At 39.4% G+C, this 13,446-nt stretch carries 10 protein-coding genes; 9 read left to right on the top strand and 1 reads right to left on the bottom strand.

What is annotated here, in order from left to right:
- Positions 1 to 8 precede the first annotated feature (8 nt).
- The 5 genes from MTF67_RS13400 (at position 9) to MTF67_RS13380 (ending at position 5,589) form a co-directional block, all read left to right on the top strand.
- Positions 9 to 2,000, top strand: a complete 1,992-nt coding sequence (locus MTF67_RS13400; RefSeq protein ID WP_248519788.1) for an acetyl/propionyl/methylcrotonyl-CoA carboxylase subunit alpha — start codon at positions 9 to 11, stop codon at positions 1,998 to 2,000.
- On the top strand, positions 2,000 to 2,902 hold the full coding sequence (locus MTF67_RS13395) for a hydroxymethylglutaryl-CoA lyase (RefSeq protein ID WP_248519787.1): 903 nt from the start codon (positions 2,000 to 2,002) through the stop codon (positions 2,900 to 2,902). The genes MTF67_RS13400 and MTF67_RS13395 overlap by 1 nt, the downstream gene beginning before the upstream one ends.
- Before the next feature lie 102 nt (positions 2,903 to 3,004).
- Positions 3,005 to 3,703 (top strand): CoA transferase subunit A, encoded by a 699-nt coding sequence (locus tag MTF67_RS13390; RefSeq protein ID WP_006794184.1) that lies wholly within the window; start codon positions 3,005 to 3,007, stop codon positions 3,701 to 3,703.
- A gap of 14 nt (positions 3,704 to 3,717) precedes the next feature.
- Positions 3,718 to 4,374, top strand: coding sequence for a 3-oxoacid CoA-transferase subunit B (locus MTF67_RS13385; RefSeq protein ID WP_006794183.1), 657 nt, complete (start codon positions 3,718 to 3,720; stop codon positions 4,372 to 4,374).
- A 330-nt stretch (positions 4,375 to 4,704) separates the two neighbouring features.
- Positions 4,705 to 5,589, top strand: coding sequence for a LysR family transcriptional regulator (locus tag MTF67_RS13380; protein WP_006794182.1), 885 nt, complete (start codon positions 4,705 to 4,707; stop codon positions 5,587 to 5,589).
- Positions 5,590 to 6,330: 741 nt separating this feature from the next.
- Here the strand turns inward: MTF67_RS13380 and msrA are convergent.
- Complete coding sequence (gene msrA, locus MTF67_RS13375) at positions 6,331 to 7,620, bottom strand: peptide-methionine (S)-S-oxide reductase MsrA (RefSeq protein ID WP_248519786.1); 1,290 nt, start codon at positions 7,618 to 7,620, stop codon at positions 6,331 to 6,333.
- Between the two features lie 245 nt (positions 7,621 to 7,865).
- Here msrA and pxpB point away from each other — a divergent pair, with 245 nt between their 5' ends.
- The 4 genes from pxpB (at position 7,866) to MTF67_RS13355 (ending at position 13,400) form a co-directional block, all read left to right on the top strand.
- Positions 7,866 to 8,516: a 5-oxoprolinase subunit PxpB gene (gene pxpB / locus MTF67_RS13370; protein WP_248519785.1), complete on the top strand. Its 651-nt coding sequence runs from the start codon at positions 7,866 to 7,868 to the stop codon at positions 8,514 to 8,516.
- A gap of 3 nt (positions 8,517 to 8,519) precedes the next feature.
- Positions 8,520 to 9,449 (top strand): biotin-dependent carboxyltransferase family protein, encoded by a 930-nt coding sequence (locus MTF67_RS13365; RefSeq protein ID WP_248519784.1) that lies wholly within the window; start codon positions 8,520 to 8,522, stop codon positions 9,447 to 9,449.
- A gap of 320 nt (positions 9,450 to 9,769) precedes the next feature.
- Positions 9,770 to 11,443, top strand: a complete 1,674-nt coding sequence (gene asnB, locus MTF67_RS13360) for an asparagine synthase B (RefSeq protein ID WP_039036927.1) — start codon at positions 9,770 to 9,772, stop codon at positions 11,441 to 11,443.
- Positions 11,444 to 11,819: 376 nt separating this feature from the next.
- Entirely contained in the window at positions 11,820 to 13,400 is a 1,581-nt protein-coding gene (locus tag MTF67_RS13355; RefSeq protein ID WP_006794177.1) for a BCCT family transporter, read from the top strand.
- Positions 13,401 to 13,446: the final 46 nt, after the last annotated feature.

The following is a 13,446-nucleotide window of genomic DNA, read 5'->3' as shown; positions in this document are numbered from 1 at the left end:
GATTAATTATGAACACACACACTTTAAAAAAGATACTCATTGCCAACCGAGGTGAAATTGCGTGCCGTATCATGCGCAGTGCAAAGCAAATGGGGTTAACGACTGTAGCCGTTTATTCTGACGCCGATAAGCACGCACAACATGTAAAAATGGCTGATGAGGCTTACCATATTGGGCCTGCGCCGAGTAAAGACTCGTACCTTGTAACCGATAAAATTTTACAAGTAGCAAAAAATAGTGGTGCAGATTGTATTCACCCTGGGTATGGCTTTTTATCTGAAAACAGCGAGTTCGCTAAAGCCTGTGAGGCTAACAACATTGCGTTTATTGGTCCACTTGCAAGCAGCATAGAAGCCATGGGCTCTAAAACCCGCGCTAAAGAAATAATGGCTAAAGCAAATGTACCGTTAGTGCCTGGCTATTATGGTGATAATCAAGACCCTGCCTTTTTACAATCTGAGGCTGAAAAAATTGGCTATCCCGTACTGATTAAAGCGGCTTTTGGGGGCGGTGGTAAAGGTATGCGCGTTGTTGAGCAAGCTAAAGATTTCATGAGTGCTCTCGAAGGCGCACAGCGTGAAGCTATAGCAGGCTTTGGTAATGACTTAGTACTGCTAGAGCGCTATGTTAACCAGCCTCGCCATGTTGAAGTACAGGTGTTTGCAGATAATCACGGTAACTGTGTTTATTTAGGTGATAGAGACTGCTCTTTACAACGTCGTCATCAAAAAGTAATTGAAGAAGCGCCAGCACCAGGTTTAAGTGACACATTACGAAAAGAAATGGGCGAAGCCGCAGTACGTTGTGCTCTGGCTATAAATTACCGCGGTGCAGGTACTGTTGAATTTTTACTGTGTGGCGATGAGTTTTTCTTTATGGAAATGAACACACGCCTACAAGTAGAACACCCAGTAACCGAAATGGTAACCGGTGTAGATTTAGTGAATTGGCAAATTAATATAGCAGCTGGGCACACTTTGCCTTTAACGCAATCTGACATACAACTACAAGGCCACAGCTTTGAAGCGCGAATTTACGCAGAAGATCCAAGCAACGACTTTATTCCTTGTTCAGGCGTAATTGAATCGTTAAATACTCCGCTTAATAGTGAGTTTGTACGAATAGATACCGGCATTGCACAAGGCGATGAAATCAGCCCTTATTACGACCCAATGATTGCAAAGCTTATAGTACATGATGATAACCGCGAGCAAGCATTAGGGCGTTTACGCCAAGCACTTGGGGAATTTCATTTAGCGGGTTTTAGTACTAACATTGGCTTTTTAAATAACTTAGCTAATCACCCTACTTTTAACCAGGGCGCGCCAAGTACACACTTTATTGCAGAGCAAGGCGACTCTTTAGTTGCCGTTGATGGTGCACTTTTACAATCTAGTGAGCTCATAGGTGCATTTGCGTACTTATGCTCTTTGAATAATGAGCAAGCTCAGCAAAGCAATGGTAGCCCATGGCAGCAACTTAGTGGATTCAACTTAAATTCTCCACGCATCATTAAAGTGCCCTTTAAAGATTTGCAGCTGAGTGCGATTAAAACATCTCAAGGGTTCAACATTACCCATAACAACACGGTATTTAATCTTCAAGGGACAGTCATTAAAGGCGTTTGTACTGTATTTATTGATGGCAATAAGCATATTGCGCATGTCTCACACTGTAATGACGCCATTACGGTTATGAATAAAGCACTACAAACTAAGCTTGAACTCATTAATAAACATTACATAAGTTCACATGAAAGTGATGCATTGCCACTAGCAGCACCACTCAATGGCACCGTGGTTAAACATTTGGTTAATGTTGGCAGTACGATTAGCAAAGGCGATCCTGTTGTGATCATTGAAGCTATGAAAATGGAATACACCCTCAATGCGCCACACGATGGCATTTTACAAAGCTATTGTTTTGGTGAAGGTGAATTGGTATCTCACGGTGCCCTACTCGCCATTGTTGAAGATACCACACAACAGGAAGGTGCCTAATGAGTGCCTTTCCTGATTCGGTTCGTATTGTTGAGGTGGGAGCGCGTGACGGCTTACAAAACGAGGGGGTGGTAAATACTCAGGATAAAATTTCACTGATTAATGCCCTTGCACAAGCCGGTTTAAAAGATATAGAAGCAGGTGCGTTTGTATCCCCTAAATGGGTGCCACAAATGGCAGATTCGGCAGATGTGATTAACGCACTTAACTTACCAAATATTAACTTAAGCGCGCTTACACCAAACTTGAAAGGTGCGCACGCGGCCCATGACGCTGGTATTAAAGAGTTTGCAATTTTTACAGCCGCAAGCGAGTCGTTCTGTAAAAAAAACATCAACTGCTCTATTGACGAAAGTATCACACGCTTCAGTGAAGTTATGAACTTTGCAAAAGAGCATAATATCCGTGTTCGTGGTTACGTAAGTTGTGTACTTGGCTGTCCTTACGAAGGAGACATAGACGCTAAGGCTGTGCTTGATGTAACACAAAAGCTATTAGATTTAGGCTGTTACGAAGTAAGCCTTGGAGACACGATTGGCGTAGGTACTGCAAAAAAAGTAACTCAACTCATAGAATTACTTTTATTGCACATAGACAGCAACCGGCTTGCAGTGCATTTTCATGATACCTACGGGCAAGCGCTCACAAATATTTACGCAGCGCTAAGCCTAGGAATATCAACGGTTGACGCAGCAGTTGCCGGCCTTGGTGGGTGCCCTTATGCTAAAGGCGCGTCAGGAAATGTTGCCACTGAAGATGTCGTTTACTTACTTGATGGCCTTGGCATAAACCATGGAATTGATTTACAAAGGCTTGTTGATGCAGGTTGGGCCATTACTAATGCGCTTAACAAAACGCCAATAAGTAAAGTTTCTGTAGCGCTGCACAAAAAACAACAATGACACACTTTCGTGTTAACTACTTTTTAGCCTATATATTACTTAAGTAAGTGTAAAACGAAGGTAAATAGTTAACAAAATTTAGCACACAATGAGGAGAGACTCATGGCCGGTTTTGATAAGGTGGTTTCAAGCTACGAAGCTGCAATGGAAGGGTTGAAAGACGGTGATACCATTATTGCCGGTGGTTTTGGTTTATGTGGAATACCTGAAGGTTTAATAAAGCAAATTAAAAAGATGAACACAAAAGAGTTAACCGTTGTATCTAACAACTGCGGTGTTGATGATTTTGGTTTAGGTATTTTATTGCAAGATAAACAAATAAAAAAAGTAATTGCCTCGTATGTTGGAGAAAACGCCCTATTTGAGCAGCAATTATTAAATGGCGAAATAGATGTTGAGCTTACGCCACAAGGAACACTTGCAGAAAAAATGCGCGCTGGTGGTGCCGGTATTCCCGCATTTTATACCGCTACAGGTTACGGTACGCCCGTTGCAGAGGGTAAAGATGTAAAAGAATTTGATGGTCGCCCTTACATTTTAGAAGAGTCTATCACGGGTGAATTTGCCATTGTGAAAGCGTGGAAGGCTGACCGGTATGGAAACCTGGTATTTAGACACACAGCAATGAACTTTAACCCAATGGCTGCAACAGCAGGAAAAATTACTGTGGCAGAAGTTGAAGAAATCGTCGAGCCGGGTGAACTTGAACCAAGCCAAATCCACACCCCTGGCATTTATGTAAATCGCGTGATTAAAGGTAACTTTGAAAAACGCATTGAACGTGTAACAACACGAGATTAAGCAGGAGCAAAGTAATGGCATTATCACGTGAACAAGTTGCAATGCGCGTTGCGCAAGAACTACAAGATGGTTACTACGTTAATTTGGGCATAGGAATTCCGACACTCGTCGCAAACTATGTACCTGATGATATTGAAGTTATGCTACAGTCAGAAAATGGCCTATTAGGTATGGGGCAATACCCAACTAAAGCTGAGCTTGATGCTGATATGATTAACGCGGGTAAAGAAACCGTGACAGCAGCCACAGGTGCTGCCATATTTAATAGTGCAGATAGTTTTGCCATGATACGGGGTGGTCATGTAGACTTAACAGTTCTTGGTGCTTTTGAAGTTGACCAGAACGGTAACATCGCGTCATGGATGATCCCCAAAAAGCTTATTAAAGGCATGGGCGGCGCAATGGACTTAGTTGCTGGCGCAAAAAATATAATTGTTACAATGACCCATGCCAGTAAGCATGGTGAATCTAAGCTTCTTGAAGCATGTAGTTTACCGCTTACCGGTGTAAATTGCGTAAAGAAAATAGTAACAGATTTAGCCGTTTTAGAAGTTAAAGACGGCGCATTTCATTTAATAGAGCGTGCACCTGGTGTATCTGTAGATGAAATTATTAGCAAAACAGCAGGTAAATTACTTGTTGACGGTGAAGTACCAGAAATGGTTTTATAAGATTATTATATAGTTAACTTTACCCTGTACCGACCTCATTCCCAGTGCCAATGGCGCTGAGTTACCCAAAATCCCTCGTAAGAGGGATTTTTTTTGCTTTCAATACTATTTTTATGGTTAATTAATACACGCTTAATAAATTATTATCTATAATAGATGCATAAATACTGTGTTATTTAGCTAGAGCTATTGCACTAATTTGTTGTTATGATGCACCAAAATTGTGAAGCTGCCCTATCAATAAAATTAAGTTATTGATAGTATTGAATAATAACATTTGGATCGATATTTGCCTGTACAGGTAATCTAAACATTTAAACACTGGAAAACATGCAAACACCTATTCGTGGTCTTCGTTCTTTTTGCTTTGCAGCAAGAAGCCTAAGTTTTAAGCATGCAGCCAATGAGCTGTACTTAACACCGTCGGCGGTAAGCCACCAAATAAAACAACTAGAAGAACAACTTGGTATAGAGCTGTTTCATCGTAAAACACGTTCGATTAGCCTAACTACGGCTGGAAAAAACTTTTTTGATGCGATCTCCCCTATCATTACTATGTTAGAAGGTACCATTAATGAGTTTAGTCAATTACAACAAAACACAAATATCACGATTACTTTACCCGAGTTTTTTGCCAGTGAATTGCTGATGCCAAAATTAAGCGAATGGACCACTCAGCATCCTAATATTAATTTGCAAATGGACACGCTCAAAACACGTAAAGAACTTACCCGCCATAGTGATTTGTCTATTGTGCTTTCGTCAAGTAAGCCAACTGAGGGCGCAGTCACTGAGCTATTTAATTTAGAATACATTCCTGCATGTAATAAAAAATTACTTGAACAGTGGAAAAACAACGATTTACAAGCACTAAACCAAGTACCACTAATTTTACACAAAGCACGCCCTTGGGCATGGCACCAGTGGGCTGAAAAAGTGGGCATAGATGATTTTTCGCCTACGCAAATTATTCAGATAGATAGTATGTTTGGTGTTGCACGTGCCGCACAGCAAGGTATGGGGATTGCACTTATTCCTCTACCTATAAGCCAAAGCTGGTTAGACGAGCAATGGTTATATAAATTGTTTGAACAGCCATTAACGACTAAAGATAAATATTATTTGGTTCAACACGACTCAAATGTAGCCAACCACCCTCTTGATCTGTTTGCTAAATGGGTAGTTGATACTTTTAGAAAAACCCAAGAACAATAATTTTTAGTTCACACTTAGTTAATTTATTTACTGTATAAATCATAAAAAATTCACATTAAATTAATGAAAAAGCCAACTTATTATCAATGAGTTGGCTTTTTTGTTATTTAATTTTATGGTTTAAATTTTTTCACTTATCAGTTTTATTTTTATCGTTTGTTTGAATTTAGGAAACAACATAAAGTTTATTTAACGAAAACATTTAATGACTAATTGAGTTTTTATTTAAATAACTAAGTTTGAAACCAATTTAGTTTTTATGACTCAAATAAATGTATAAAAGAATCTTTATATTGTGTGTGAAGATGTTGTCAGTGTGAAAAACAGTTCAAGTTAGGTGGTGACTTAGTTTGGGCTGTTTTTATTCTCTCCAACGGCCACATAATATTAAAATCTGCTTTTGGCAGTAAACGAGTCTTTATTGTGTGTGAAGATGTTGTCAGTGTGAAAAGCAGTTCAAATTAGGTGGTGACTTAGTTTGGGCTGTTTTTATTCTCTCCAACGGCCACATAATATAAAAATCTGCTTTTGGCAGTAAACGAATCTTTATTGTGTGTGAAGATGTTGTCAGTGTGAAAAGCAGTTCAAATTAGGTGGTGACTTAGTTTGGGCTGTTTTATTTTTCAACAAAAGTGCACCACTTAGTAAATATTTATAAAGCCCTCAATTATGAGGGCTTTTTTGTACTTGTTTCTTTACTAGTCGAAACACCAATTATAGACCGATAGGTTTATATGGGTATTAGCTATTATCTCGAGGGACAAAGTCTAATACGGTTGCGTTTATACAATATCTATTTTTTCCTCTAGGCCCCTCACCCGGAAATAAATGCCCCAGGTGAATACCTGTGCTTTTAGACCTTAATTCTATGCGTTGCATGCCCCAACTATTGTCCTCGTGTTCGGTTACACTGTTTTTAACAGGGTGCGTAAACGACAGCCAACCTGTACCAGAATTAAAACGATCTCGAGTGTCAAATAAAGCCTCACCACTGAGCTTATCGACAAAGGTGCCATCGGGTGTGTTTTTAAATATTTTATATTCTTTACAATATGGGCGATCTGTTTTGGCATTAAATGCAACCTTATAAGCTTCACTGTCTCCTAATTTAAATGCACCTAAAGCTTTGTAAAATGTCTCACGGCTTGCGTAGCCTTGGCGACCATATACTTCTTCACCATTTTCTAAAAATAGAATTGTGGGTGTTGCCCATGTCGCTGATTTAATGATTAACCCGTCTAATTGATCTGCGTATCTAAATGACAAAGGGATGGTGCCTTTGTAGTGATTTGCCACCTCTTTTTTAAACTTCTCGCAGTAAGGGCAATAGTCTCGAGAGTCTATTATCACTATTTGTTTACCCACTAATAATGCAGTGTTGTCTTTCGTTTTAACTGGTACTGGTTCAAAAACCACACCAGTAGAATGATCAGGGCAATAACCATTAGGATTTTTTTGCAAATAATTTTGGTGGTATTCTTCAGCAGCTACAAAGCCCTCAAGTGGCTTGATAACGGTGACTATATTTCCATACCCAGCATTGGTTAATAATTGTTGGTATTGCGCTTTAACCTTTAAAGCTGTGTCTTTTTGCGCATCGTTGCTCGTTAATATAATAGATCGATATTGCGTACCAATGTCATTACCTTGTTTGTTTAACTGAGTAGGGTCGTGACTTTCAAAGTAATTTTTAAGTAACTCTTGCGCAGAAATAATATTGCTGTTGTAAGTCACTTTCACTACTTCAGCGTAATTGTTTTCGTCAAAGCGGCGTGATTGCTTAGTAATGTTTTTGTAAGTAGCCTCAAACCCATTGCCATCTGCATAACCAGATTCTGCATCGATTACTCCATCTAGCGCTTCATAGCGTTTTTCTGCGCCCCAAAAACACCCCGATCCTAATACAAGGCTTTCTACATGCATACTGGCTGCTACATCGCTTTGTTCGACCTTTTCCATCGATAAAGCAAACGCGCCTGCGCTAAATATAATTGCAGCGCCCGATAAATATAATAAATGCTGATAATTCATAATGTACCTCTAAACAAGTCCGTACTAATTAAGACCATTTAAATTTAATTATTATTTCAAACGTCGTGCTTATTTATTACGAGGCTAAACATATAAAGTTTACTTTTAAATCTAATTGACAATAAGATTTAAATTTAAGTGTGTTAACAATTTTGCATAAATGTTCTGTGTTGGTCTCAAGGGTATAAATAATTAATTAAATATGTGATAGGTTTGCTTAATGATGTTCGAATTAGGTTTTACTAATGCAAAATCCTCACGTTTACGCCATATCAAACAATAGCTTATTGCTTGATGCCTCTCACTTAAGCACTAGCGGAACACTCAGTATTCAAAAAAAAATTTGGTCTTTAGCAAATCACTGTAAAAAAGATAATTCATTTATTGATATTGTACCCGGTATGAACTCACTCACTTTATATTTAAAGCAAGATATTGAGTTAGCTAAATGGCTTGAGCAATTACCAGATATTTGGAATAACATTAAACCTAATGAGTTCGTAGCTAAACACCACAAAATCAAAACGCATTATAACGGCGAAGACTTAAACTACGTGGCAAATTTTCATAGTTTAAGCATTGATGACGTCATTAACCTTCACAGTGAGCCCCAGTACGCTGTTTTATTTTTGGGGTTTCAACCTGGTTTTGCATACTTAAATGGACTAAACAAGCAACTTTTTACACCAAGACGCTCAGAACCTCGTCTTAAAGTACCTAAAGGGTCTGTCGCTATTGGTGCTGACCAAACAGCCATTTACCCGGCAGATTCGCCTGGTGGCTGGCATATTATTGGCCGAACTGACATACCATTATTTGATGCAACGCAAAAAAGCCCATGCTTAATACAGCCTGGTGACACGCTTGAATTTATACCTGTATCTGTGGGGATATAAATAATGATTAAAGTTATTAAAAGTGGCCCATTACTGAGCATCCAGGATTTTGGACGTAACGGGTACCGCCATTTAGGCGTTAGCCAGTCTGGCAGCTTAGACCCTTACGCACAAACCATAGCAAACTGCCTTTTAAATAATGATAAAAACGCCGCTGTTCTTGAGGTAACCGTTGGCTTGTGCGAACTTGCGTTTGAATGCAACACTGTTATTGCCTTATTTGGTGCTGATTTAAATGCAACACTTGATGAAAAACCGATTTACCCAGGTTGGACATATAATATTAAACAAAAACAGGTGCTAAAATTTTCAACCGGCAGAGCAGGATTAAGAGCCTACATTGCCGTTAAAGGTGGTATTCAAAGCCCGGTTGTTATGAACTCTAAAGCAACTGACTTAAATGCTGGTTTTGGCGGACTAAATGGCAAATCGCTCATAGCCGGTGACACTATTAAAATAACCCCTTACCAATCAGAATTTACTCAATGCGGTGCACTTATGCCGCCAAAACGTAAAATTGTTCGCGTATACCCAAGCCCACATGCAAAGCTTTTCTCAAAACAGATCATTAATGGGTTTACTCAGTCGTCGTTTAAAGTGAGTCACAATAGTAACCGTATGGGTGTTAGGCTTCAAAGTGATAATTATTCTTTAACCCACTCACACTCATTGCCTTCTCTTGCTGTGAGCCCCGGAAGCATTCAACTTCCACCAAATGGAGAACCCATTGTTTTGTTAAACGATGCGCAAACAACGGGGGGTTACCCCTTATTAGGCACCGTAATTGAAGCAGATTTTCATCAATTTGCGCAATACAGACCACTAGATACAATTGAATTTGAATATGTGACGTTTAAGCAAGCATTACAAGCCAGACAAAAGCTCGACGGTCATTTAAACCAGTTAAAAATTGCACTTAAAAGCAAACGTTAAGCAATAATTAGTTACGTTGAACATTAACTAATTAGCAGTTGCTTATTGCACCACTGTGTTACAAAAACGAGCCGTCTGTAAAGCAAGCTCACTTGGATAACTCACTAATAGTACAGAGTTTGAACAATGGAATTGATGCAAAAATAATCATAGTTACTCCTTGTTCACCAACAAGGTGCGGTCACTTAAACATTGGTGCATAAATTATTCTTAATTAATTGCAAAAGCTATGTGACTTGAGTAAATATTTCTGATAAAACAAGGGTTCGCAGTTCAGCAAAGTGGCTGATCTGCACACATAATAGGAATGAGGAGTTACTATGTGTTCAATCTTTGGGGTATTAGATATTAAATCTGATCCCGCTCAATTGCGAACTCAAGCAATTGAAATGTCAAAATTACTACGACACCGAGGCCCAGATTGGTCTGGTGTTTACGCGTCTGAAAAAGCAATTTTAGTTCACGAACGTCTTGCAATTGTTGGCGTATCTAGTGGTGCGCAACCTTTATACAACCCTGAAAAAACGCATATTTTAGCGGTAAACGGGGAAATATATAATCACAAAGAGTTAGCTGCAAACTTAGACACTGATTTTACCTTTCAGACACAGTCTGACTGTGAAGTAATATTAGCGCTGTATAAACAAAAAGGTCCTGAGTTTTTAGATGACTTGAACGGTATTTTTGCATTTTGCTTATACGATGAAGAGAATGACGCCTACTTAATTGGTCGCGATCACATTGGTATTATACCGCTATACACTGGCCACGATGAGCACGGTAACTTTTATGTTGCATCTGAGCTAAAAGCACTTTCTCCAATTTGTAAACATATTGAAGAATTTCCTCCTGGTCATTACCTTTACAGTAAAGATGGTGAATTAAAGCCGTATTATAAACGCGATTGGCAAACATTCGACGCAGTGAAAGATAACAGTGCAGAATCATCAGATGTGAAAGACGCACTAGAGGCAGCCGTTAAACGCCAACTTATGTGTGATGTACCTTACGGTGTATTACTATCTGGTGGATTAGACTCATCGGTAATTTCTGCTATCACACAGCGTTTTGCAGCTAAACGTATTGAAGATAACGACGAAAGTGATGCTTGGTGGCCTAAGCTTCACTCGTTTTCAGTGGGTCTTGAGGGTTCACCCGATTTAGCGGCAGCTCAAAAGGTAGCAGACATGATTGGGACAGTGCACCACCCTATCATTTTTACTATTCAAGAAGGTATTGATGCGCTTCGTGAAGTTATTTACCACATAGAAACTTATGATGTAACCACTATTCGTGCATCAACCCCTATGTATTTAATGGCTCGTCAAATTAAAGCCATGGGTATTAAAATGGTTCTTTCTGGTGAGGGTGCAGATGAATTATTTGGTGGTTACTTATACTTCCATAAAGCGCCAAATGCACAAGAGTTTCATGAAGAACTAAACCGTAAAGTATCTAAACTTCATATGTTTGACTGCCTGCGCGCTAATAAGTCAATGGCCGCATGGGGTGTTGAAGCCCGCGTACCATTCTTAGACAAAGAATTTGTTGATGTTGCTATGCGCATCAATCCTGAAGCTAAAATGTGTAAAGATGGCAAAATTGAAAAGCATATTTTACGTGAAGGCTTTGGTGGTTACCTACCTGATGAAGTTTTATGGCGCCAAAAAGAACAGTTTTCTGATGGTGTTGGCTACAGTTGGATAGACACATTAAAAGAGTATGTTGAAGAGCAAGTAAGCGATCAAGACCTCGCTAACGCTAAGTTCAAATACCCTATTAATACCCCTGATTCAAAAGAAGCTTATTACTACCGTGCTATTTTTGAGTCGCACTTCCCAGGTGACGCCTCGGCTAAGTGTGTACCACACGGTAAGTCAGTCGCTTGCTCAACACCAGAAGCACTTGCTTGGGATGAATCGTTCCAAAATAATGCCGACCCTTCAGGTCGTGCAGCGGGCGTACACAACGACGCTTACACAGGTAAAAAATAAGCACTAACGTATACACTGCATAAGTTTTATGCAGTGTATAAACTTCCACCACCCCGTTAGGTTCATTTTCTTCTTCAACTTACTAGACTGCTTGGTCTATAAATAATTATTTTAATTATAGTTTAAGTTCTAAGCTTATAGTTTTTATCTACCTACTATTAATTTTTTAAAAAGCTACTTTTATGGCTAACATTACCCTTAAAACACGCTATTTTAACTATTTGTTACTTTTATCGTTTATGTAGCTGCGTATCATCTGTAAGATAGAAAAATAAATAGTTAGTCTTCAAATTATTTTTTATTCTCAGTATATAGACTAATGTATTTAATGGGCGGCTGGATAACCAGTTATTTATAATTACAAAAGAGGTATTGCATGAAGGAAAATCATGACAAATATAGTATTGATAATACAGATTACACTGTAGGACAGGATAACGTCCAAAAGTGGGGGTTTGATATTCATAACCCTGTTTTTGGGATTAGTGCGGGTCTTATTATTTTATTTTTAGTTGCCTTGCTTGTCACCGAGCCACAAACAGCTAAAACTGCGCTCGATACTATTAAATTCGATATTATTAATAACTTTGATGCGCTATTTATGTGGGCTGCTAACTTTTTCGTCGTTTTCTGTTTAGCGCTTATTGTATCTCCATACGGAAATATACGCTTGGGAGGAAGTGAAGCTAAACCCTCTCATACTCGCCTTTCATGGCTTGCAATGTTATTTGCCGCTGGTATGGGTATCGGCCTTATGTTTTGGGGTGTAGCAGAACCTGTTGCTTATTATACTGGCTGGTACGAAACACCATTAAACGTTGCAGCAAACACACCAGAAGCTGCAAAATTAGCCATGGGCGCAACCATGTTCCACTGGGGTCTTCATCCGTGGGCAATTTATGCAGTGGTTAGTTTATCTTTGGCTTTTTTTGCTTACAATAAGGGGCTCCCGCTTTCAATCCGTTCGATTTTTTATCCGATTTTAGGTGATAAAGCGTGGGGATGGCCGGGTCATATTATTGATATTTTGGCTGTTTTGGCTACTTTATTTGGGTTAGCAACTTCATTAGGTTTAGGTGCGCAGCAAGCCTCAGCGGGGATTAACCATGTATTTGGTTTAGAAGGCGGTATTGGCTCGCAAATTTTAGTTATTGTAGGGGTTACTTTATTAGCCGTTATATCCGTTGTTCGCGGCATTGATGGCGGTGTAAAGCTATTAAGTAATATAAACATGCTGATAGCGTTTGTATTACTGTTGTTTGTTTGCCTAGTTGGTTTTGCTGTAGCTATGGGGAATGTTCCAAATACAGTAATGGGGTATGTAGAAAACATTATCCCTTTGAGTAACCCACACGGCCGTGAAGACGAAACATGGATGCACGGTTGGACTGTATTTTACTGGGCATGGTGGATTTCGTGGTCACCGTTTGTTGGTATGTTTATAGCTCGTGTTTCACGCGGACGCACTATTCGTGAATTCTTAATCGCTGTATTACTTATTCCAACTTTAGTAACGGTATTGTGGATGTCTATCTACGGTGGTATTGCAATTGATCAAATTATCAATGGTGTTGGCGCGCTTGGGCTTAATGGCTTAACTGAAGTCCCTTTAGCAATGTTTCATATGCTGGATGAACTGCCGCTTTCAAATATTTTATCGTTTATTGCGATTGTTCTTGTACTTGTGTTTTTTATTACCTCGTCAGACTCTGGGTCGTTAGTAATCGATTCTATTACAGCCGGTGGTAAGATTGACGCTCCCGTTCCCCAGCGTATATTTTGGGCTACAGTTGAGGGCGCTATTGCTGCTGCGCTACTTTGGATTGGCGGAACACAAGCCATTGAAGCTTTACAAGCGGGTGCTGTGTCAACAGGTTTACCATTTACGTTTGTGCTTTTACTTATGTGTGTGAGCTTAGTATTGGGTTTAAGAACTGAGCCTCGCCCAGTTAAGTAATAAATTAACAACAATAAAAAACGCCGCATTTTTGCGGCGTTTTTTA

Origin of the sequence: Pseudoalteromonas sp. 2CM32C (genome assembly GCF_023161925.1) — a bacterium.
Lineage (GTDB): Bacteria > Pseudomonadota > Gammaproteobacteria > Enterobacterales > Alteromonadaceae > Pseudoalteromonas > Pseudoalteromonas marina.
This window is presented reverse-complemented; position numbering and strand designations above follow the sequence as displayed.